Consider the following 21443-nt stretch of genomic DNA (forward strand, 5'->3'; position numbering starts at 1 on the left):
TAACCCCCGTTGATCAGGAGCGGTGACGCCGGCGTAATCAGCCGTGCATACCGTCGAGGCCGGATGGTAGAGGCTGACCAGCAGAAACAGGGGGTGCCCGTGGCCGCGCCGGACTCGCGCAGCACCGACACCGGCAGGGTGCGGACGGTCTGCTCCTACTGCGGGGTCGGCTGCGGCATGGTCCTGGACATCGGCAGCGGCCCGGACGGCCGCCGTACCGTCCTGAAGGCCTCCGGCGACAAGGAGCACCCGGCGAACTTCGGGCGGCTGTGCACCAAGGGCGCCACCACCGCCGACATGCTCGCCGCGCCCGGCCGTCTGACCACTGCCCTGCTGCGGCCCGGGCGGGGCGAGGAGGCGGTCCCCACGGCCGTGGACACCGCGGTCGCCGAGACCGCCCGACGGCTGCGCGCGATCGTCGACGAGCACGGACCGGACGCGGTCGCCCTCTATGTCTCCGGCCAGATGAGCCTGGAGGCCCAGTACCTGGCGAACAAGCTCACCAAGGGCTTTCTGCGCACCAACAACATCGAGTCCAACTCGCGGCTGTGCATGGCGGGCGCCGGCACCGGCTACAAGCTGTCCCTCGGCGCCGACGGCCCGCCCGGCTCGTACGAGGACCTCGACAAGGCCGACGTCTTCCTGGTCATCGGCGCCAACATGGCCGACTGCCACCCCGTCCTCTTCCTGCGTCTGATGGACCGGGTGAAGGCCGGCGCGAAACTGATCGTCGTCGACCCGCGCCGCACCGCCACCGCCGCGAAGGCCGACCTCTTCCTCCAGGTGAAACCGGGCACCGACCTCGCCCTGCTCAACGGCCTGCTCCACCTCCTGTACGAGAACGGGCACACCGATCCCGAGTTCATCGCCGCGTACACCGAGGGCTGGGAGGCGATGCCGGAGTTCCTCGCCGACTACCCGCCCGCCGCCGTCGCCGCGATCACCGGCATCCCCGAGGCCGACCTGCGCACGGCCGCCCGGCTGATCGGCGAGGCGCGGGAGTGGACCAGCTGCTGGACCATGGGCCTCAACCAGTCCACCCACGGCACCTGGAACACCAACGCCCTGGTCAACCTGCACCTCGCCACCGGCAGGATCTGCCGCCCCGGCAGCGGCCCCTTCTCCCTCACCGGTCAGCCCAACGCCATGGGCGGGCGGGAGATGGGGTACATGGGACCGGGCCTGCCCGGCCAGCGGTCGGTCCTGGTCGACGCCGACCGGGACTTCGCCGAGGAGGTGTGGGGGCTGGAGCCCGGCACGATCCGCGCCGACGGGGTGGGCAAGGGCACCGTCGAGATGTTCCGGAAGATGGCCGACGGCGAGATCAAGGCCTGCTGGATCATCTGCACCAACCCGGTCGCCTCGGTCGGCAACCGGCGGACCGTCATCGAGGGCCTGGAGGCCGCCGAGCTCGTCGTCACCCAGGACGTCTTCACCGACACCGAGACCAACGCCTACGCCGACGTCGTCCTGCCCGCCGCCCTGTGGACCGAGTCCGAGGGCGTCCTCATCAACAGCGAGCGCAACCTCACCCTCGCCCGCCCCGCCGCCGACCCGCCCGGCGAGGCCACCGCCGACTGGCGGCTGATCGCCGCCGTGGCCCGCGCGATGGGCTTCGAGGACGGCTTCTGCTACGACAGCGCGGAGCAGATCTTCGAGGAGATCAAGCGCTTCCACAACCCGGGGACCGGCTACGACCTGCGCGGAGTCAGCTACGACCGGCTGCGGGCCACCCCGGTGCAGTGGCCCGCGGCCACCGCCGAGGGACCCGACCGCAACCCGATCCGGTACGTCAACCCCGACGGCACCCTCACCTTCGCCACCGCCTCCGGCCGCGCCGTATTCCACGCCCGCCCGCACCTGGACCCCGCCGAGATGCCGGACGACGACTACCCGTTCGTGCTGAACACCGGCCGCCTCCAGCACCAGTGGCACACCCTCACCAAGACCGCGAAGGTCGCCAAGCTCAACAAACTCAACCCCGGCCCGTTCGTCGAGGTCCACCCCGAGGACGCGGCCGCGCTCGGCCTCGCCGACGGAGACTCCGTCGAGGTCGCCTCGCGGCGCGGCCGGGCCGTGCTGCCGGCCGTCGTCACCGACCGGGTGCTGCCCGGCACCTGCTTCGCGCCCTTCCATTGGAACGACCTGTTCGGCGAGTACCTCAGCGTCAACGCCGTGACCAGCGACGCGGTCGATCCCCTGTCCTTCCAGCCCGAGCTGAAGGTGTGCGCGGTGTCGCTGACCAAGGTGTCCACACCGGTGAACGTGCAGGTACCGGGCACCGAGGAGACGCCGGCCGTGCTGCCCGCCGCCACCGCCGCCTCCTCCGCCGCTGCCGCCTCCGTCTTCGGACTCGACCCCGCCCCGCCGCCGGTCCTCACCGAACCCGAACGGCAGTACCTCGTCGGCTTCCTCACCGGCATCCCGGCCGGCGCACCCGGCGTCCCCGTGCTGCCCCCGGACGCACCGTTCAGCCCCGAACACGCCCGCTGGGTCAACGGCACCCTCGCCGGCATGTACTCCCGTTCACCGGCGCCGGAGGCCGCACAGGCGGCGCCGGCCACCCGCCAGGTGGTGATCCTCTGGGCCTCGCAGACCGGCAACGCCGAGGACTTCGCCGCCACCACCGCCGAGCGCCTCACCGCGGGCGGCCACCCGGCCTCCTTGGTCGCCATGGACGAGGCCGACCCGGCCGCTCTGCCCACGGGCGCCGACCTGCTGCTGATCACCAGCACCTTCGGCGACGGCGACGCCCCCGACAACGGCGCCGGCTTCTGGGACGGCCTCGCCGCCCTCGACGCCGGGCGCCTGGCCGGGCGCCGGTACGCCGTGCTGGCCTTCGGTGACTCCTCCTACGACGACTTCTGCGGGCACGGACGGCGCCTGGACCGTCGTATGGACGAACTCGGCGCGGTACGGCTCGCCCCGCGCACCGACTGCGAACCCGACTACGAGACACAGGCGGAGTCCTGGCTGGACCAGGTGCTGACCGCCCTCAAGGACGGAGCCGCCACGGCGGCCCCCGCCGCGGCGCCGCTGCCCGCCCGGTCCCGGCGCCCCGCACCCACCACCGCCCGGCTCGTCGGCAACCAGCTGCTCAGCCTGCCCGGCGCCGGCAAGGAGGTCCGCCGCTTCACCTTCGACACCCGCGACAGCGAGACCCCGCTGGTCTATGAGGCGGGCGACGCGCTCGCGGTCCGCCCGCTCAACTCCCCCGATCTGGTGGCGGAGTGGCTGACCGTCACCGGCCTCGACGGCGGGACCGGCGTGACCGTCGACGGAGTGGGTGAAGTCCCGCTCTCCGAGGCCCTGTTGCGGCACCTCGACATCACCCGGATCACCCCGGACCTGCTCCGCTTCGCCACCGAACGCATCCGGGACCCGCGCGAGCTGCGCAAACTGCTGCGCCCCGACAACAAGGACGAGCTGGCCAAGTGGTCCTGGGGGCGGCAAGCCGTCGACGTCGCCGCCGAGTTCGGGATCCGCGCCGATGCCGGGGAGTGGGCGGGGGTCCTCGGCAGGCTGCAACCGCGCCTGTACTCCATCTCGTCCAGCCCGCTCACCGACCCCCACCTGGTCTCGACCACCGTATCCGTCGTCCGCTACGAGAATCTGCACGGCAGGCCCCGGCAGGGCGTCTGCTCCCCGTTCCTCGCCGACGCCGAGCCCGGCACCCCGGTCCCGGTGCACGTCCAGCGCTCCCCGCACTTCCGCCCGCCCGCCGACCCTGCGACGCCCATGGTGATGGTCGGCCCCGGCACCGGTGTGGCGCCGTTCGTCGGCTTCCTTCAGGAGCGCCGCGCCCGTGGCCACCGCGCCCCGAACTGGCTGTTCTTCGGCGAACAGCACCGGGCCACCGACTTCTACTACGAGCGGGAACTCACCGCCCTGCTCGCCGAGGGCACCCTGGCCCGCCTCGACACCGCCTTCTCCCGCGACCAGCGGGCCAAGGTCTACGTCCAGGACCGGATGCGCGAACACGGCCCGCTGCTGTGGTCCTGGCTCCAGGACGGCGCCCATTTCTACGTCTGCGGCGACGCCTCCCGGATGGCCAAGGACGTCGACCGCGCCCTGAAGGACATCGCCACCGTGCACGGCGGACTGACCGAGGACGAGGCGGCCGCGTACGTCAAACAGCTGGCCACGGACAGGCGTTACGTCCGCGACGTCTACTGATTCCGCATCAGCTGCCGCATGGTGAGCGCCAGTTGCAGCCGGAACAGGCCCTGCGGGGTACGCACCGACCAGCCCAGCAGATGCTCCGTGTGCGTCAACCGGTCCTGAAGCGTGGAGTGATGGACTGCAGCCGGGCCGGCAGAGGGGCGCCGGCGTCCAGGACCGTCTCGACCAGCGCCGGATCGTCCACCGGCGCCGCCGGCGCCCGGCCCCGGGCGCGGTCGACCACGGACCGTACGGCCGCCGAGGCCCGCTCCAGGATCACCGCGCCGACGACGCAGCCGGTCGAAGTAGGCGATCACCGCGACGGCGGCCCCGGCATCCAGGTCCACCGCGGCCAGCCGCCCCGCCAGCTCCTTCATACCGCCATGATGCGCCATCCGGCGGTACGGCGAGGAGAGCCGGGCGCGGCAGGCAACCGTTACGGACGCACGTCCCTCCTAGCTGTCGAGACACAGCGTCGACACAGGCACCGACCGACAGGAGCCCTCGCTTGGACCGCAACGAGCCCGCGCGGGCCGCCGCCGGACCGTCCCGCCGAAGATTCATGGTCTACACCGTGGCCGCGGGAACCCTCACGGTCGCCGCCCCGCTCGGCTGCGACACCCCACGGGCCGACGGCGCAACCCCGGCCTCCGACGTCGTGGTGACCGGCACCGACGAGGAGATGCTCGTCCTGGAGGTCACCGCCGCCAACCAGGTCGTCGTACGGCTGCCCCGGGTCGAGGTCGGCCAGGGCATCACCACCGCCGTCGCGATGATGATCGCCGAGGAGCTGGACGCCCGCCTCGCCGACGTGCGGATCCCGCTCGCGGACGCGCGCGCCAAGGGCAACCAGTACACCGGCGGCTCCAGTTCGGTCAGCTCGCTGTACGGGCCGGCCCGGCGGCTGGCGGCCACCGCGCGCGCCCGGCTGGTGACCGCGGCCGCCCGCCGCTGGCGGTTTCCCGCGCACACCCTGCGCACCTGGAACACCCGGGTCGTCGCCCCGGACGGCCGGACGGCCACCTTCGGCTCCCTCACCGCGAGCGCCGCCCGGATCCGCGTCCCGGAGGTGTCCAGCAAGCCCAAGCCGGCTTCCCGGCACCGGGTGATCGGGAAGCCGACGACCAGGATCGACGCCCGGGACATCGTCACCGGTGCCGCGAAGTACGCGGGGGACCTGGCGGTCGCCGGGGCGAAACCGACCGTGGTGGCCCGGCCGCCGACCCTGCGCGGCAAGCTGCTCACCCTGGACGACACGGCGGCCCGCGCCCTGCCCGGCGTCCACGCGGTGGTGCGGATCCCCGGCGGTGTCGCCGTGGTGGCGGACACCTTCCACCACGCCTTCCAGGGCCGGGACGCGCTGCGGATCACCTGGGCCCCCGGCCCGCTCGCGCCCCTGTCGGACAAGGAGATCCGTGCCCGGCTGCGGGCCGCGGTGCCCCGGCCCGGCACTCCGCCGCGCGGATCGACGCAGATCGAGGGCGAGTTCGCGTTCGCCTTCGTCAGCCACGCCCCGATGGAGGTGCTCACCGCGGTCGCCGACGTCCGCGCCGACCGGGCCGAGCTGTGGTTCTCCTCCCAGACCCCGACGGACGCCCGCGAGACCGTCGCGGACCTGCTGGGGCTGGCGGCCTCGGCCGTACGGGTCCATGTGGTGCGCGGCGGCGGCTCGTTCGGGCGGCGGCTCAACTTCGACGCGGCCATCGAGGCGGCGCTCATCTCCAAGGCGGCCCGCAGGCCCGTGAAGCTGATGTGGAGCCGCAACGACGACACCCGGCACGGCAGGATGCGCCCCGCGAGCCACCACCGGATCCGGGCCAGTGTCGCCGGCGGCCGGGTGGTGGCCTTCCAGCATCTGATGGCCTCGGTGGGGGAGTCCTCCGACGAGACCGGCCTGACCGCACAGGCCGCCGGGGTGCGACCGCTGCCCAGCGACAGCGGGCTGTACAACTTCGGCCGCGTGGGCGGCGATTCGGGCGGCATCGAGCTGCCGATGCCGCTGGGCGCCTGGCGCTCGGTGGACTCAGGGACGATGCGCACGGCCGAGGAGATCGTCGTCGACGAGATCGCCCGTGCGCTGGGCCGGGACCCGGTCGCCTTCCGCCGCACCACCCTGCGGAGCAAGACGGTGAAAGCCGTCCTCGCCAAGGCGGCGGCCGCCGGCCACTGGGGCCGCGCGATGCCCGCGGGCACCGCCCAGGGCGTCGCCGTCCACGAGGAGTACGGATCCGCAGTCGCCTGCCTGGCGGAGATCGACGCCACCGACCCGAAGAACCCCCGGGTCACCAAGGTGGTGATGGCCGCCGACGTCGGTACGGCCGTCAACCCGCGCGGCCTGGAGGCACAGCTCATGGGCACCGCCGTCGACGGCATCTCCACCGTGCTGCGGGCGGGCCTGCACATCGACCGGGGCGCGGTCCGCGAGGGCAGCTTCGCCGACTTCCACTACGCCCGCCAGCGACACGCCCCCCTCGCGTTCGAGGCGCACATCCTGCCCTCGGGCGGGGAACCGGGCGGCGCCGGCGAACTCGGCGTCCCCGCGGCGGCGGGCGCGGTTGCCAACGCCTACGCCCGCGCCACCGGCACGAAACCCCGCAGCTTCCCCCTCGACTTCTGACCCACCGCCTCCCGACTCCCAGAAGGCACCGATGCGTTCGTACTCCTTCGTCCTCAACGGCGAACCCGTCACCGTCGAGGCACCCGCCGACATGCCCCTGCTCTGGGTGCTGCGCGACCTGCTCGGCGTCACCGGGCCCAAGTACGGCTGCGGAGTGGGCGTCTGCCGCGCCTGCACCAGCCACCTCGACGGCGCGGAGATCCAGCCGTGCACGGTCCCGGTCGCCGACTGCGCGGACCGCGAGGTCACCACCATCGAGGGCCTCGCCGACGGTGACACCCTGCACCCCGTCCAACAGGCCTGGCTGGACTGCGACGTGGCCCAGTGCGGCTTCTGCCAGCCCGGCCAGATCATGGCGGCCGCCGCCCTCCTGAAACGCACCCCGCACCCGACGGACGCCGACATCGACCGCATCGAGAACGTCTGCCGCTGCGGCACCTACTCCAGAATCAGGGAGGCGATCAAGAAGGCGTCGGCGAACGGGGCCTGAGAGCGCGCCGACCGAGGCCGAGGCCCACGCCGGGAGACGACGGCCGGCACCGGCCGTCGTACCGCCACTCCTCCTCCGGTCGCCCGAGCGACGACCAAAGAGACCTACGCGTAGACGATCGGCCGACGCCCCGGCGACCGCCGCCGCTCCACGATGGATCCATCCGACGAGCGGGAGGCATCACGTGAGGACAGCACGGGGGAGTGCGGTCGCCGTCCTGGCCGTGGCGGCCGTACTGGCATCGACGGCCGGCACACCGGTCCCGCACCATCCACCCACCACCCGGCTCTACGTGGCTCCCTGGGGCGACGACCAGGGGCCCGGCACCCTCGACCACCCCTTCGCCAGCCCGGCCCGCGCCCAGCGGGCGGTACGGGCCCTGGCCCCGCGCATGACCGCGGACATCACGGTCGACCTGCGCGGCGGCACCTACCGCCTGACCGCCCCCCTGCGCCTGACCCCGGCCGACTCGGGCCGGTACGGCCACCGGGTCGTCTACCAGGCACACGGCTACGGCACCGCGCACCAGGAGCAGGTCACCCTCAGCGGCGGCCGCCCGGTCACCGGCTGGCGCCCGGCCCCCGGGCAACCCGGCGTCTGGCGGGCCGACGTCGGACCCCTGGAGACCCGTCAGCTGTATGTCAACGGCCGCCGCGCCCCGCGCGCGGCCCGGGGCGCATCCCTGCCCGGGAAGCTGAAACTGACAGCCACCGGCTACACCACCACCAGCAGGACCCCGCTCACCTGGCGCCACCCGGCCGACCTCGAAGTCGTCTACCGCTACGACTACGTGGAGGGCCGGTGCGGTGTGGCCGCGATCTCCGCGACCGCCACCGGCAGGACCACGATCACCATGGACCAGCCGTGCTGGAGGATGGCCCGCGCCCTGTACGGAGCGGACGCCCTGACACAGACCCACGACGTGGAGAACGCCCCGAACTTCCTCGGCGGGAGCGGAAGTTGGTACCTGGACCGCTCCCGCCCCACCCACCACACCCTGCTCTACCGCCCGCGCCCGGGCGAGGACATGACCCGAACCGAGGTCACGGCCCCCACCCTCCAGACCCTGGTCAGCGGGACCGGCAGCTCCGCCGCCCACCCCGTGCGCGACCTCACCCTCCGCGGCCTGACCTTCGCCCACGCCACCTGGCTGGCGCCGAACGAGCCGGCCGGTTTCGCCGCCGCCTGGAGCATGTACATGCGCCCCGGCAAGGGCGGTGACATCACGGCCCTCACGGTGCCCGGCAACGTCACCTTCCGGCACGCCGAGCACATCACCCTCACCGGCAACCGCTTCACCCATCTGGGTGCCCAGGGCGTCGACTTCGCCGCCGGCAGTTCGCACAACACGGTCAGCGGCAATGTCTTCACGGACATCTCCGACGGCGGCATCGCCCTGGGCGTCCTGCCTCCGGCGACCCGGGGCACGAACACGGGCAACCGTGTCACGGACAACTGGATCCACCATGTAGGCGCCGAGTACCGCGCGGCCTCAGGCATCTGGAACAGCGCCACCCAGGACACCGTCATCGCCCACAACCAGGTTGACCACGTCCCGTACACCGGCATCCTCTCCGGCCCCAGCGAGGACCTGCGCGGCCTGACCCGCCGCAACCGCGTCCTCGGCAACCGGGTCTTCGCCACGAACCGCCTGCTGGCCGATGGCGGCGGCATCTACCTGCGCGGCGAACAGGGCCCCTCCTACCCGGACGGCGCCCTGGTGGCCCGCAACTCCGTCACGGACAGCGCCCACGGCGTCTGGAACGTCGGCATCTACACCGACGACTCCAGCAACCGCATCACCGTCCGCGACAACGTCGTCCATGACTACGTGGCCTCGATCGGCGGCTGCAGCGAGAACTGGGGCAACCGCCCGGTCCGCAACATCCGCTACGTGAACAACTACTGGGACGACAAGGTCCCCAGCTGGCTCCCCCGCCGCCCCTACCCCGGCGCCTGGCCCCCCGCCCCCGACTGCGGCGACCCCCAGCACCTCCACTTCACCCACAACACCCTCCTCACCCCGACCCACCCCTGCGCATCCCTCCCCGCCTGCGCCACCATCACAGCCAACGCGGGCCCAAGGCCGCCGTACCGCCGGACACTGGGGCTGCGCTGACGAGGCATTTCTTCCCGGCCCGGTCAAGAACGTGCAAGGCGGGTCGATTCCGGGCGGACGGTACCGCCGAGGTCGGTGGGTACTACAGTTGGTCTGCTCGATGGTGGGGATCCTGGGGGGATTCATGCAGGAGATGATGAAGGGGTCCAACGTCACGTTGTCGGCCCTGAGCGAGAACGTCGGCTCGGTGGTCGTCAGCCTGGGGTGGGTGAGCCCGAGCGGCGAGGGCGACGCGGATGTGTCCGTTCTGCTGGTCGGCTCCGGCGGCAAGGTGCGCGGTGACTCCGACTTCTACTTCTACAACAACCCGGTGGCGGCCGACGGCAGTGTGCAGTTGCTCGGCAAGACACCGACGGAGGCCGGGGACGAGGACCGGATCGGCTTCGACCTGACCGCCGTGCCGCCGGACGTGGACCGGATGGTCGTGGCGGCGAGCCGGTACCGGGACGCGCACTTCGGCGAACTGGAGAACCTCACGGTCACGCTGGCCGACGCGGCGGGCGACCCTCTGCTCCGGTTCACGATCGAGGACGCCGATGCGGTGAGCGCGGTCATCTTCGGGGAGCTGTACCGGAGAGCGGGGGAGTGGAAGTTCCGGGCCGTCGGCCAGGGGTACGCCGACGGCCTGGCCGGTCTGGCCACCGACTTCGGTGTCGACATCGACGACGATGCCGAGCCGCAGGAAGCGCTCGACGGTCCGGCGGGCGAGGAACCGGCCGCCCCGGGCGACCCCGAGCCGGGCGACGCGCAGGCGGCCGCGCCGAACCTGGACGGTGTTCCGGCGCCGCGCCCGCCCGCGGACGACGCCGCGGCGAAGACGTCGGCCGCCCGGCCCCGTACGGCCAAGAAGAAGGTCACCCTGCCCAAGGCGGCCAGGAAGTCCCTGGCGGAGAACGAGTCCTGGCGGGAAGCCCGGCTCTTCCCCGTCTCGGCCCTGAAGAGCGACCGGGACCGCGAGACGCGCGCCACCTCGGTCCTCCTCTCGGTGATGGCACAGGTCCCCGAGTTCGGCAGGCGGCTCACGGCCGGCTTCGGCGCGCCGGCCGGACGCATGGAGACGTTCACCGAGGTGTCCCTGCCGCACGGCGACACCCCGCGGCGTCCCGACGGGGTCATCCGAGTCGAGCGGGCGGGCAAGCTGTGGACGGCGCTGGTCGAGACGAAGACCAACGGCAACGCCCTGAAGTCCGACCAGGTGCAGGCGTACATGGACATCGCGGCCCGCCGCGGCTACGAGGCCGTGATCACGTTGTCGAACGACGTCGCTCTCGAAGGCAGCCCGCTCGTCGACGTCAAGATCGACGGACGGCGCAAGCACAAGGTGGCGCTGCGGCACCTGTCCTGGGCCGAGGTCGCCCAGCAGGCCCAGATGCTGATCCGGCACGAGGGCGTCGGCAACAAGGCGCACGCCTGGCTTCTCCAGGAGCTGCTGCAGTACCTCCAGCACGAGAACTCCGGCTGCCACGGGTTCCAGAACATGGGCCCCGCCTGGGTTCCGGTACGCAACGGCATCGACGACGAGACCCTGTGCCAGGGCGACCCGCGCGCCCTCGACGTGGTCGAGAGCTGGGAGCGGCTCATCCGGCAGGTCTGTCTGGGCCTGGGCGGCGAACTGGGCCAGAAGGTGCTCCCGGTCCGGGGCTCCAAGGGCGGCCGGGATCCCCGGGAGCGCCGGAGCCTCCTCGCCGACCAGCTGTGCCTCCAGGGCCGGCTCCAGGCCGAGCTGCGCATCGAGGGAACGCCCGGAGTGCTCGCGGTCGTCGCCGATCTGCGCACCGGAAGACTTCGTACGTCCATGGACATCCCGGCCCCCGAGCAGGGCTACCCCCTGAGCTGGGCCAAGCGGCTGGTGCGGTCGCTGGCGGAGGCGCCGGCCGATCTGCACGTCGAGACCCTGTTGGAGGGCGACACGGCCGGCCCGCGCGGCACGCTGGAACGGCTGCGGCCCGAGCCGGCCGACCTGCTGCCGAAGGCGGACGGGGCCCGGATCACCGGCTTCCGGCTCTCCCTCCTCAAGGGCATGGGCAGCGGGCGGGGCAACGCCGAGACCGGGTTCATCCGCAGTGTCGACGACGCCGTGCAGCGCTTCTACGGCACCGTGGCGGTCCAGCTCGACCGGGCGCCGGCCCGTCGGGCGCCGGCGCGTCAGCCGGCGCCCGTCGGCTGATCTTCGCTCAGCGTGCCAGGAGTCGTCGAAGCCACTCCAGGTGGGCCGCCCTCGCCGACTGGGACAGGGCGGCCTGGGGGGCAAAGCCGTCGAAGCCGTGGAAGCCGCCGGGCCAGACGTGGAGTTCCGCGATGCCGCCCGACTGCCAGATGCGGGAGGCGTAGTTGACCGTCTCGTCGCGGAAGGTCTCGGCGGAGCCGACGTCGAGGAAGGCCGGAGGGAGGTTCGTGAGGTCGGTGGCGCGGGCCGGGGCCGCGTAGGGGGAGACGTCGGGGCCGCCGCGGGCCTCGCCGAGGAGGGCGGTCCAGCCGGTCTCGTTGGCCGTGCGGTCCCAGACGCCGAGTCCCTTCATCTGGTGGCTGGACGGGGTGTCGTTGCGGTCGTCGAGCATCGGGCACATCAGCATCTGGCCGATGACCGAGGGCCCCTGACGGTCCCTCAGGAGGAGGGCCAGGGCCGCGGTGAGGCCGCCGCCCGCACTCGCCCCGGCGATCACGATCCGCTCGGGGTCGCCGCCGATCTCCTTCGCGTGCTCCGCCGTCCACAGCAGCCCGGCGTACACGTCCTCGATCGGCGCCGGATGCGGATGCTCGGGCGCCAGCCGGTACTCCACCGACACCACCACCGCGCCCAGTTCCCGCGCCCAGGCCAGCGGGAGGTCCACCCCCACCCGGTTGTCGCCGATCACCATGCCGCCACCGTGTACGTGGTAGATCACCGGCAGCGGGGTGGGGCCGGCGGGGGGCGGTGGGCCGGCAGATCAGCAGGGAGATCTCGGGGACGCCCGCCGGGCCGGGCACCGTCCGGTCCGCCACCTCGAACGCCCCGTCCAGGGTGAGGTCGATCCCGGCGAGCAGCTGTACCCCCGCGTTCTGCCGGACCGCGGGTATCTCGTCCAGCGTGAACCCCGGGGAGATCGTCTCCCCGATCAGCTCCAAGGCGGCGGCGAGTTCGGGGTCGAACGGGGGCGGTACGGAGGCCATGGCGGCTCCTCGCGACGGTGGTGAACCTGCGGCTCGTACGACCATGCTCGCGTGCCCCGCCGGCCGCCGGGCCCGCCGGACAGCGGAAGCTCCCCGCCATCCGGCGGGTGGTCCACCATGTCGATCCGACTTTTCCACCCTTTCATGCCCATGTGCCCGCCTGTGTCGTCGCCTGGCCGCCGACCGTCGTCTGCCTGTGCCTGCTGGTCGCCGTGGACTTTCTCATCGGCGGCCCGCTCAAGCGGCTGGTGCACCTGTCCTACGGGCTGTCGGTCATCCTCGGCTTCCTCGTGCTCGTCCGTGCGGTCACCATCGTCGCCGGCCCGCACACGCCGAGAACACGGCCGTCCGGCGACATCTGAACCTTGACTTCGAGAGCGCTCGAGGTTCTAGCGTCGGACGGACAGAACACGATCCGGGTGGAACGGAGAACGGCCATGCGCGTGGGCGTGCACATCAACCGGTTCAACCATCCTGGCGGCGGCCCCGCACTGGGTGCCGAACTCGCCGCCGCCGGTGCCGCGGCCGAGGCGGCGGGCGTCAGCTGGGTCTCGGTGATGGACCACTACTTCCAGATGGAGTTCAACGGCGGCGCCGAGGACCCCATGCTGGAGGCCTACACCACCCTCGGCTACCTCGCCGGCCGCACCACCACCGTCCAGCTCGGCGCCCTGGTGACCGGGGTGACCTACCGGCACCCCGGACTTCTCGTCAAGATCGCCACCACCCTCGACGTGGTCTCGGGCGGCCGGGCCACACTGGGGATCGGGGCCGCCTGGTACGACCGTGAGCACCACGGTCTCGGCGTGCCGTACCCGCCGCTCGCGGAGCGCTTCGAGCGGCTGGAGGAGACCCTGCGGATCTGCCTGCAGATGTGGGACCCGGAGAACAACGGCCCCTTCGAGGGCAAGCACTACCGGCTCGCGGAGACGCTCTGCAATCCGGCGCCGGTCAGCTCGCCGCATCCGGAGATCATGATCGGCGGCGGGGGAGAGAAGAAGACCCTGCGGCTGGTCGCCCAGTACGCGGACACCTGCAATCTGATCCCCTCCTCGGCGGAGGAGCTGCGGCACAAGCTGGAGGTGCTGCGCGGGCACTGCGACACCGTCGGGCGCGACTACGACACCATCCGCAAGACCATCGCGTACACCGGGGACGCGGCCACCGACGGAGACCTGGACGCCTTCACCCGGGACATCGAGGGGTACGCCAAGCTCGGCGTCGACACCGTCATCGTGGGCCCGCGCCTGGGGGAGACCTCGGGGTGGATGGAGAGCTTCGTGGCCCCCGCCGTGGAACGGCTCGCCGCCATCGACTGAGACCCGATCGACCGAGACCCGATCGACCGAGACCCGATCGGCCGAGATGTGATCGACTGGGACCCGCTCGGTCGAGACGTGATCGGTCCAGACGTGATCGGTCCAGACATGAAGACGTGATCGGCCGAGACATGAAGGGGCCGGGGCTCATCGAGCCCCGGCCCCTTCGTCAGGCGGTGCCTCAGGCGGCGACGCCCACGTTGCCGTGCAGACGCGCGACGACCTCGGTCAGCTGGGCGGCGACCTCGCTGTCGTCGGCCGGGTGGGTCTCGGCGAAGCGGGTCACCGAGCCGGGGATCGACAGCTTGATGTCCTCGATCACCTTGCCGCCGGCGATCCCCACGGCCTTGCGGGCCTCGTCCTGCGCCCACACGCCGCCGTACTGGCCGAAGGCGGTGCCGATGACGGCGACCGGCTTGCCGCCGAAGCCGCTGGCGCCGTAGGGGCGGGACAGCCAGTCGATGGCGTTCTTCAGGACGGCCGGGATCGTGCCGTTGTACTCGGGGGAGAAGAACAGGAACGCGTCGGCGGCCTGGGCGGCCTCGCGCAGCTTCGCGGCGGCGGCCGGGACGCTGCCCTCGACGTCGATGTCCTCGTTGTAGAAGGGGATGTCGGCCAGGCCCTCGAAGACCTCGACCTCGGCACCCTCGGGGGCGAGCTTGACGGCCGCCTCGGCGAGCTGGCGGTTGTGCGAACCGGCGCGAAGGCTGCCGACGAGCGCAAGGATGCGGACAGACATGGGGGAACTCCAAGGGGGCTGAAACACTGCTGTTACGAATCCGGACCGGGGTCCGGTTAATTTCTAACACCTCAAACGGACCGCGGTCCAGTTCTGTTCCCGATGCTTTACGCTGTCTTCATGTCCAGCGTCCTGCCGCCCTTCCCGCAGCCCCAGGAGCCCTTCGACACACCCCAGTTGCTCGACGTGGGGCCCGCCCCCGAAGAACCGTGCCTGCGCGCCGACGCGGCACGCAACCGTGCCCGGCTGCTGGAGGCCGCCGCCCTGCTGATCGCCGAACACGGCGTGGCCGGCGTCACCATGGAGGCGGTGGCCGCGGCGGCCGAGGTGGGCAAGGGCACGGTCTTCCGCCGCTTCGGCGACCGCACCGGACTGCTGATGGCGCTGCTCGACCACTCCTCGCGCCGGCTCCAGGCCGACTTCCTGAGCGGGCCGCCGCCGCTGGGCCCCGGCGCCCCGCCGGTCGAGCGGCTGCGCGCGTTCGGCGTCGCGGTGCTGTACCGCGCGTCCGAGCAGCTCGACCTCCAGCTGGCCGCCCAGCCCGAGCCCACCCGGCGATACGCCAATCCACCGATGCAGGCGCTGCGCACGCATGTCACGATGCTGCTGCGGCGGATCGAGCCGGAGGCCGACTGCGAACTGCTCGCCCAGACGCTGCTGGCGTACCTGGACCCGGCCCTGGTCCACCATCTGACCAGGCAGTGCGGGATGCCGATGGAGCGCCTGGAGGCGGGCTGGGTCGACCTGGTGGCCCGGGTCACGCGGACGGAGCCGCCCCGCTGACGTCCGCCCCGTGGGCGTTGAACATGTCGACCAGGCCCTGCGGCGCGTCGGCGCGGAACAACAGGGCACCGTTCTCCGCGGACTCCGCCGCGGACCGCTCGGCGCGCGCGAACATCCGCTCCTCGTAGGCGGCCAGGGCGGCCTCGGTGTCGCCGGGGTGCGCGACCAGCGCGAGACCCAGGTCGGCGCCGTCGATCAACGCCAGGTTGGCGCCCTCGCCGGCGAACGGCGACATCAGATGGGCCGCGTCACCGAGCAGGGTGACACCGGGTACCCGGTCCCAGCGGTGCCCGACCGGCAGGGCGTGGATCCGCCGGGGCACCAGGGCGCCCTCGGCGTCCGCGACCAGCGCCCGCAGGCTCTTGTCCCACCCGTCGAAGTGCTGGAGGACGGTCTGTTTGGCGGCGTCGGCGTCGGCGAAGTCGATCCCGTCCAGCCACTCCTCGGGCGCCTCCACCGCCGTGTACACGTGCAGGCTGCCGTCGCTCTCCCGGTGGGCGAGGAAGCCCCGGCCCGCGCCGAGCGCGAACAGCGAGCCGCCACCGACGACCTCGGCGCTCACCGGATGCCGTACGTCCGCGTCCGGCAGGTCCGCCTCCACGAACGAGATCCCGGTGTAGGCGGGCGACGCGTCCGAGAGCAGCGGGCGCACCCGTGACCAGGCGCCGTCCGCGCCGACCAGCAGATCGGTCGTGAAGGAGCCGCCGTCATCGAGCGTCACCTCGTGCCGGCCGTCGCCGAGCGGACGGGCGCCGATGACCTTCGCGCCCCAGCGGATCACGCCCTCGGCCAGCGAGCCGAGCAGGAGCCGGCGCAGATCGCCCCGGTCGATCTCCGGCCGCCCGCCGTCGGCGTCGTCGGGCGTTTCGAGGCGGACCCGCGCGTCCCGGTCCAGCACCCGCGTCGCCTGGCCGCCCGTGTGCACGTGGGCGAGGAACCCGTCGTACAGCCCGGCCGCGCGCAGCGCCACCTGGCCGGAGTCGTCGTGGATGTCGAGCATGCCGCCCTGGGTGCGGGCGGTGGCGGAGGCGTCGAGGTCGAACACGGCCGCCTCGACGCCGTGCAGCTGGAGCACCCGGGCGAGCGTGAGCCCGCCCAGACCGGCGCCGATGATCGCGATGGGGTGGTGGGGGGTGGACATGGTGGTCTCCTGGGGAAGTCGGCCGGTACGGCGGTGGTGGAGGTCAGTCGGGTACGGCGGTGTGCTGGATGCCGTTGACGAGGGCCTGGAACGCCCAGGAGACGCGGGCCTCCGGGGCGCCCGACAAGAGCTCGCCGGAGGCGGCGGCGATGTGCGGGTGGGTGTGGTCCGAGGCCTCGCGCAGGGTCCGTGCGAGGGCGTCCCACTCCTCTTGGGACTCCACGCCCGCGTGCTCGGCGGCGGTCGAGGTGGCGTGCTGGAGCAGTAGGTCGACGCCCCAGGCGGCCCGCTCGCGCGGTACCCCGCCCTCGGCGAGCAGGCCCAGCAGGGTCTCGATCAGGTTCAGGTAGTGCGGGCCATGCGGCCGCGCGGTCAGCGCGGAGCGGGCCAGGCTCGGATGCTCCAGAAGCATCTCGGTGTAGGCGACGAGCACCCGCTCCAGGCGCTCCCGCCAGTCGCCCTCGGCCGGGGCCGGGCCCACGGTGCCGAGTAGCTCGTCCAGGACCGCCGCGTGCAGCTCGGCGGTGTTGCGGACGTAGACGTACAGCGAGGCCGGGCCGGTGTCGAGCTCCTGGGCCAGGCGCCGCATGGTGACCTTCTGCAGCCCCTCGGTGCGCAAGATGTCCACGGCGGCGCTGACGATGCCCTCCCTGGTCAGGGCGGGCTTGGCGGGACGCTCCCGGCGGGAGCGGGGGGTTGCTGGCATGTGCCGACTGTAACGAACATGTTCGTCGCGAACAAGTACGTGACGAACATGTTCGCCCGATGGTGAGGCGCGCAGCGCGGGAAGTGGCGCCGCGAGTGCCATGGGCGTGGTGCGGCCAATGTGGTTGGCGTGGTGCGGGCAGTGCGGGTGGCGTGGTGCGGCGAGTGCCGTGGGCGTGGTGCGGGGAGTGCGGGTGGCGTGGCGCGGCGAGTGCCATGGGCGTGGTGCGGCGAATGTGGTTGGCGTGGTGCGGCGAGTGCGGTTGGCGTGGCGCGGCGAGTGCCGTGGGCGTGGTGCGGCGGCCCCAATTCGTCCAACGGTGAACCACCTTGCCCCGCCGGGCCCCCCTCCCCGGCCTTCTGCCAAGATGCCGTACGTCATGGTGCAGATACCGAAAACGCCCTCGGCAGCGTTGCCGACTCCGCGCTCGGTCCCCACGAGCGCCGATGTGGCCCGTCTGGCCGGCGTCTCCCGCGCGACCGTCTCCTACGTCCTCAACAACACCAGTGCCGTACGGATCAGCGAGCCCACCCGCCGCCGGGTCCACGAGGCCGCGAAGGAACTCGGGTACGTGCCCCACGCGGCCGCCCGCAGCCTGCGCGCGGGCCACAGCCGGATGGTCCTGATGCCCGCCCCGGCCATCCCGATGGGTCCGCTGTACGGCCAGTTCATCACCGACCTCCAGTGGGCCCTCAGCCGCCTCGACTACACGGTCGTCCAGTACGGCACCGCGGGCCTGCGCGGTGACGAAGCCGCGCGCGCCTGGGCCGAGTTGAGGCCGGTGGCCGTACTGGTCCCGGGTGCCGGACTCGGTACCGAGGGCGTCGCCGTCCTCAAACGGGCCGGCGCCCGCGCCGTGGTCACCCTCGGCCCCGAGCGGGTCGACGGCGCGCACGCCCTGCTGATGGACCACGACGCCGTCGGCAGCTGCGCCGGTGCGCATCTGTACGCCCGCGGCCGGCGCCGTATCGGCGTGGTCGTCCCCGAGGAGAGCGGCCTGGAGACCTACTCCCGGCCCCGCCTCGAAGGCGTCCGCCGGGCCCTGTACGGCACCGACGCCACGGTGACCGAGCTGTCCCTCGGCTACACGGAGGAGTCGGCCGCCCGACTCGCGGCGCGCTGGCGGGAGTTGGAGATCGACTCGGTGTTCACGTACAACGACGAGTACGCGATGCTCTTAATGCGCGCCCTCCAGGACGAGGGCGTACGCGTTCCCGAGGACACCGCCGTGGTCGGTGCCGACGACCTGCTGCTCGGCCGGCTGCTGCGGCCCAGGCTCTCCACGATCCGTATCGAACTACCCTCCGGTCGTGACCTCGCCGAACTGGTCGACCGCGTGGTGCGCGACCCGGGCGGCGCACCGGAGACGCACAAGGTGCTCGGCGCCTCGGTGGTACGGCGCGAGTCCAGCTGATGGGCCACCCTGGTCGGGGCGGTGCTTTTCCGGGCCCCCTGACTAGGATGTTGCGCGCTCAACAAAACGGCTCACGGGCGCCGTGGGCCGCGCAACCCCGGTGATCGATCGGAGAGCCGTCATGCCGCTGCTCGACCCGAAGACCTGGCAGGCGAGCGCCCTGTCCGGCCCGCAGTACACCGTCACCGAGCCCGCCACCGGCGACACGCTCGGCACGGTCACCCTGGCCGCCCCCGCGGACGTCTCCCCGGCCGCCACGGCGGCCCGCGCCGCGCAACGCGACTGGGCCCGCGCACCACACTTCGCGCGGGCCCAGGTCCTGCGCCGCGCAGGCGACCTGTTCACCGAGCACGCCGACGAACTGCGCGAGTGGATCGTCCGCGAGTCCGGCTCCATACCCGGCAAGGCGGACTTCGAGCTGCACGTCGCCGCCCAGGAGTGCTATGAGGCCGCCGCCCTGGCCTCCCGCCCGGCGGGCCAGGTGCTGCCCAGCGAGGCGCCCCGGCTGTCGTACACCCGCCGGGTCCCGGTCGGTGCGGTCGGGGTGATCGCGCCGTTCAACGCGCCGCTGATCCTGTCCATCCGGTCGGTGGCGCCCGCCCTCGCGCTGGGCAACGGGGTGGTCCTGAAAGCGGATCCGCGCACCGCCGTCTGCGGCGGGCTCTCCCTCGCCGCGGTGTTCGCCGAGGCCGGGCTGCCCGAGGGGCTGTTGCAGGTACTGCCCGGCGCGGCCGGCGTCGGAGCGGCGCTGGTCGAGGACTCGCGGGTGCCGGTCATCTCCTTCACCGGATCGACGGCCGTCGGCCGCGCGGTCGGCGAGGCCGCCGGCCGCCATCTGAAGCGCGCCCACCTCGAACTCGGCGGCAACTCCGCCCTGATCGTCCTGGAGGACGCCGACCTCGACGCGGTGATCTCCACCGCCGCCTGGGGATCCTTCTTCCACCAGGGCCAGATCTGCATGACCACCGGACGGCACCTGGTCCACAGCTCCCTGGTCGAGGAGTACGTCGAACGCCTCGCCGCCAAGGCCGACTCCCTCGCCGTCGGTGACCCCTACCGCGAGCAGGTCCACCTCGGCCCGATCATCGACGACGGTCAACTCGCCAAGATCCACGGCCTGGTGGAGGCGAGTACCGCGCGGGGCGCGAGACTCGCCGCCGGCGGCACCCACGAGAACCTCTTCTACCGGCCGACGGTCATCACCGGCGTCGACGACCGCACCCCCGTGTACGCCGAGGAGGTCTTCGGGCCGGTCGCGCCCGTCCGCGCCTTCGCCGACGTCGACGAGGCCGCCGCCCTCGCGGCCGACAGCCCCTACGGCCTCTCCGTCGGTATCGTCACCCGGGACCCGGCACGCGGCCTGGACCTCGCCGACCGCATCCCGACCGGCATCGTCCACATCAACGACCAGACGGTGAACGACGAGGCCGTGGCCCCCTTCGGCGGAGTCGCCGCCTCCGGCACCGGGGCACGGTTCGGCGGCGAGTCCAACCTGGAGGCGTTCACGGACGTGCGCTGGACGACCGTGCGCGGGGACGTGGCGCCGTACCCCTTCTGAGCCGCGCTCGACCGAGGAGACGCCGAGGCTGCTGCTTCCCGCCGCCCGCGACCGCCTGATCGGCCGCGGGCCCTGCTGCTAGAATGCTGATCATCACGTAGGCCTTCCTGGTGCGGATTCCGATCCCCCAGGGAGGCTTTTTTCATGCCGTCCGCCCCGGCGCCGGCCGACCCGCTGCGCGGTGCTCGCCCCACCGGGCGGCCCGAACGCGCCGCGCCCGCCCATCGGGCCCCCGTTCCCCATCCGCAAGAGGAGATCCCTGTCATGAGCCCACGCACGAACACCGCGGCACCCGCGGGTACTTGGCAACTCGGTGACCTGACCGTCAACCGCGTCGGGTTCGGGGCGATGCGCCTGACGGGTACCGCGCCCTTCGACCGTGGCGTACCGCGGGACCGCGACCGGTCGATCGGCGTGCTCCGGCGGGCGGTCGAACTCGGCGTGAACCACATCGACACCGCCGCGTTCTACTTCTCGGCGACGCGTTCCGCCAACGAGCTGATCAACCGGGCGCTGGCGCCGTACCCGGAGGAACTGGTCATCACCACCAAGGTGTGGCCGGGCCGCGATCCCTCGGGTGCGTGGTGGTGGGCTTCACCGGCCCAACTGCGCGGCCAGGTCGAGGAGAACCTGCGCCAACTCGGCCGCGATCACCTGGACGTGGTGAACCTGCGCGTGCCACCCAGCGGGCGGACCGGCTCGATCGGCGAGCACTTCGGCGTGCTGGCCGAGCTGCGCGATGCCGGGCTGATCCGCCACCTGGGCGTCTCCAACGTCACGTCCGAGCAGCTGACCGAGGCCCAGGCCATCGCCCCCGTCGTCTGCGTGCAGAACCCGTACGGGATCGGTGCGGCGAGCGAGGAGCGGGCGCTCCTGCGGCTCTGCGGTGAACTCGGCATCGCCTTCGTCCCGTTCTTCGTGGTCGCCGGTGCCGGGCGCGAGGCGGGCCCGGTCGCCGAGGACGACGAGGCGGTTTGCGCCGTCGCCCGCGCGCACGGTGTGTCCGTAGCGCAGGTCCGGCTGGCGTGGACCTTGCAGCAGGGGCCGCATGTGCTGGCGATCCCGGGGACCGGGGATCCGGACCATCTCGCGCAGAACATGGCGGCCGGCGCGTTGCGCCTCTCGGAGGAGGAGATGGCACGCCTCACCTCGTCACGGCCTGCCGTCGCATAGGGGATCCACTTAAAGATATAGCCGCAGTTAGGGGGTCTAACTGCGGCTATGCGGTGTTGCTCAGGCGGTAGCT

The 21443-nt window shown here is 72.5% G+C and carries 16 protein-coding genes and 1 pseudogene; 11 read left to right on the forward strand and 6 right to left on the reverse strand.

Annotated elements, in window-relative coordinates; genetic code table 11:
* Window positions 1-99 precede the first annotated feature (99 nt).
* The gene (locus tag AB0N16_RS05405; RefSeq protein WP_365794040.1) at window positions 100-4176 is read left to right on the forward strand and encodes a bifunctional nitrate reductase/sulfite reductase flavoprotein subunit alpha; all 4077 of its coding nucleotides are present in this window, start codon (window positions 100-102) and stop codon (window positions 4174-4176) included.
* Here AB0N16_RS05405 and AB0N16_RS05410 read toward each other — a convergent pair.
* On the reverse strand, window positions 4170-4274 hold the full coding sequence (locus tag AB0N16_RS05410; protein WP_365793298.1) for a hypothetical protein: 105 nt from the start codon (window positions 4272-4274) through the stop codon (window positions 4170-4172). The genes AB0N16_RS05405 and AB0N16_RS05410 overlap by 7 nt on opposite strands.
* Window positions 4271-4441, reverse strand: a complete 171-nt coding sequence (locus AB0N16_RS05415) for a hypothetical protein (RefSeq protein ID WP_365793300.1) — start codon at window positions 4439-4441, stop codon at window positions 4271-4273. The genes AB0N16_RS05410 and AB0N16_RS05415 overlap by 4 nt, the downstream gene beginning before the upstream one ends.
* A 282-nt stretch (window positions 4442-4723) precedes the next feature.
* Between AB0N16_RS05415 and AB0N16_RS05420 the strand changes: the two genes are divergently transcribed.
* From AB0N16_RS05420 to AB0N16_RS05435, 4 genes are all read left to right on the forward strand, one after another.
* Window positions 4724-6778 carry a molybdopterin cofactor-binding domain-containing protein gene (locus AB0N16_RS05420; RefSeq protein WP_365794042.1) on the forward strand — a complete coding sequence of 685 codons (2055 nt, stop codon included), beginning with the start codon at window positions 4724-4726 and terminating at the stop codon, window positions 6776-6778.
* Window positions 6779-6809: 31 nt separating this feature from the next.
* Entirely contained in the window at window positions 6810-7268 is a 459-nt protein-coding gene (locus AB0N16_RS05425) for a (2Fe-2S)-binding protein (protein ID WP_351704218.1), read from the forward strand.
* 184 nt (window positions 7269-7452) lie between these two features.
* Complete coding sequence (locus tag AB0N16_RS05430) at window positions 7453-9387, forward strand: right-handed parallel beta-helix repeat-containing protein (protein ID WP_365793302.1); 1935 nt, start codon at window positions 7453-7455, stop codon at window positions 9385-9387.
* A gap of 124 nt (window positions 9388-9511) precedes the next feature.
* Complete coding sequence (locus AB0N16_RS05435; RefSeq protein ID WP_365793304.1) at window positions 9512-11554, forward strand: TerD family protein; 2043 nt, start codon at window positions 9512-9514, stop codon at window positions 11552-11554.
* A 7-nt stretch (window positions 11555-11561) separates the two neighbouring features.
* Here AB0N16_RS05435 and AB0N16_RS05440 read toward each other — a convergent pair.
* Window positions 11562-12537, reverse strand: a pseudogene (locus tag AB0N16_RS05440) (alpha/beta hydrolase).
* A gap of 152 nt (window positions 12538-12689) precedes the next feature.
* On the opposite strand from AB0N16_RS05440, the gene AB0N16_RS05445 reads away from it, so the two are divergent.
* Both AB0N16_RS05445 and AB0N16_RS05450 read left to right on the forward strand, forming a co-directional pair.
* The gene (locus AB0N16_RS05445) at window positions 12690-12899 is read left to right on the forward strand and encodes a hypothetical protein (protein WP_365793306.1); all 210 of its coding nucleotides are present in this window, start codon (window positions 12690-12692) and stop codon (window positions 12897-12899) included.
* A 75-nt stretch (window positions 12900-12974) separates the two neighbouring features.
* Window positions 12975-13856, forward strand: a complete 882-nt coding sequence (locus AB0N16_RS05450; protein ID WP_365793308.1) for an LLM class F420-dependent oxidoreductase — start codon at window positions 12975-12977, stop codon at window positions 13854-13856.
* A gap of 181 nt (window positions 13857-14037) precedes the next feature.
* Here the strand turns inward: AB0N16_RS05450 and AB0N16_RS05455 are convergent, their stop codons facing one another.
* Entirely contained in the window at window positions 14038-14595 is a 558-nt protein-coding gene (locus AB0N16_RS05455; protein WP_365793310.1) for an NAD(P)H-dependent oxidoreductase, read from the reverse strand.
* Window positions 14596-14697: 102 nt separating this feature from the next.
* Between AB0N16_RS05455 and AB0N16_RS05460 the strand changes: the two genes are divergently transcribed.
* A complete protein-coding gene (locus tag AB0N16_RS05460) occupies window positions 14698-15378 on the forward strand; it encodes a TetR family transcriptional regulator (protein WP_365793312.1) in 681 nt (226 codons plus the stop codon).
* Here AB0N16_RS05460 and AB0N16_RS05465 read toward each other — a convergent pair.
* Together AB0N16_RS05465 and AB0N16_RS05470 are read right to left on the reverse strand one after the other, a co-directional pair.
* Window positions 15353-16519 carry an NAD(P)/FAD-dependent oxidoreductase gene (locus tag AB0N16_RS05465; protein ID WP_365793314.1) on the reverse strand — a complete coding sequence of 389 codons (1167 nt, stop codon included), beginning with the start codon at window positions 16517-16519 and terminating at the stop codon, window positions 15353-15355. The genes AB0N16_RS05460 and AB0N16_RS05465 overlap by 26 nt on opposite strands.
* 43 nt (window positions 16520-16562) lie before the next feature.
* Window positions 16563-17225: a TetR/AcrR family transcriptional regulator gene (locus tag AB0N16_RS05470; RefSeq protein WP_351704198.1), complete on the reverse strand. Its 663-nt coding sequence runs from the start codon at window positions 17223-17225 to the stop codon at window positions 16563-16565.
* 367 nt (window positions 17226-17592) lie between these two features.
* Here AB0N16_RS05470 and AB0N16_RS05475 point away from each other — a divergent pair, with 367 nt between their 5' ends.
* The 3 genes from AB0N16_RS05475 to AB0N16_RS05485 all read left to right on the forward strand — a co-directional run bounded on the left by AB0N16_RS05475 (window position 17593) and on the right by AB0N16_RS05485 (window position 21370).
* Window positions 17593-18639: a LacI family DNA-binding transcriptional regulator gene (locus AB0N16_RS05475; RefSeq protein ID WP_365793316.1), complete on the forward strand. Its 1047-nt coding sequence runs from the start codon at window positions 17593-17595 to the stop codon at window positions 18637-18639.
* 121 nt (window positions 18640-18760) lie between these two features.
* On the forward strand, window positions 18761-20197 hold the full coding sequence (locus tag AB0N16_RS05480) for a benzaldehyde dehydrogenase (protein ID WP_365793318.1): 1437 nt from the start codon (window positions 18761-18763) through the stop codon (window positions 20195-20197).
* A gap of 264 nt (window positions 20198-20461) precedes the next feature.
* The gene (locus AB0N16_RS05485; protein WP_365793320.1) at window positions 20462-21370 is read left to right on the forward strand and encodes an aldo/keto reductase; all 909 of its coding nucleotides are present in this window, start codon (window positions 20462-20464) and stop codon (window positions 21368-21370) included.
* Window positions 21371-21443 lie beyond the last annotated feature (73 nt).

Origin of the sequence: Streptomyces sp. NPDC051105 (genome assembly GCF_040682795.1) — a bacterium.
GTDB lineage: Bacteria > Actinomycetota > Actinomycetes > Streptomycetales > Streptomycetaceae > Streptomyces.

What these genes read in the sequence shown, in the direction of transcription:
- AB0N16_RS05455 (WP_365793310.1), bottom strand. Translation starts at nt 14,595, where the DNA reads ATGTCTGTCCGCATCCTTGCGCTCGTCGGCAGCCTTCGCGCCGGTTCG.
- AB0N16_RS05475 (WP_365793316.1), top strand. Translation starts at nt 17,593, where the DNA reads ATGCCGTACGTCATGGTGCAGATACCGAAAACGCCCTCGGCAGCGTTG.
- AB0N16_RS05450 (WP_365793308.1), top strand. Translation starts at nt 12,975, where the DNA reads ATGCGCGTGGGCGTGCACATCAACCGGTTCAACCATCCTGGCGGCGGC.
- AB0N16_RS05460 (WP_365793312.1), top strand. Translation starts at nt 14,698, where the DNA reads ATGCTTTACGCTGTCTTCATGTCCAGCGTCCTGCCGCCCTTCCCGCAG.
- AB0N16_RS05420 (WP_365794042.1), top strand. Translation starts at nt 4,724, where the DNA reads ATGGTCTACACCGTGGCCGCGGGAACCCTCACGGTCGCCGCCCCGCTC.
- AB0N16_RS05465 (WP_365793314.1), bottom strand. Translation starts at nt 16,519, where the DNA reads ATGTCCACCCCCCACCACCCCATCGCGATCATCGGCGCCGGTCTGGGC.
- AB0N16_RS05480 (WP_365793318.1), top strand. Translation starts at nt 18,761, where the DNA reads ATGCCGCTGCTCGACCCGAAGACCTGGCAGGCGAGCGCCCTGTCCGGC.
- AB0N16_RS05425 (WP_351704218.1), top strand. Translation starts at nt 6,810, where the DNA reads ATGCGTTCGTACTCCTTCGTCCTCAACGGCGAACCCGTCACCGTCGAG.
- AB0N16_RS05435 (WP_365793304.1), top strand. Translation starts at nt 9,512, where the DNA reads ATGCAGGAGATGATGAAGGGGTCCAACGTCACGTTGTCGGCCCTGAGC.
- AB0N16_RS05470 (WP_351704198.1), bottom strand. Translation starts at nt 17,225, where the DNA reads ATGCCAGCAACCCCCCGCTCCCGCCGGGAGCGTCCCGCCAAGCCCGCC.
- AB0N16_RS05485 (WP_365793320.1), top strand. Translation starts at nt 20,462, where the DNA reads ATGAGCCCACGCACGAACACCGCGGCACCCGCGGGTACTTGGCAACTC.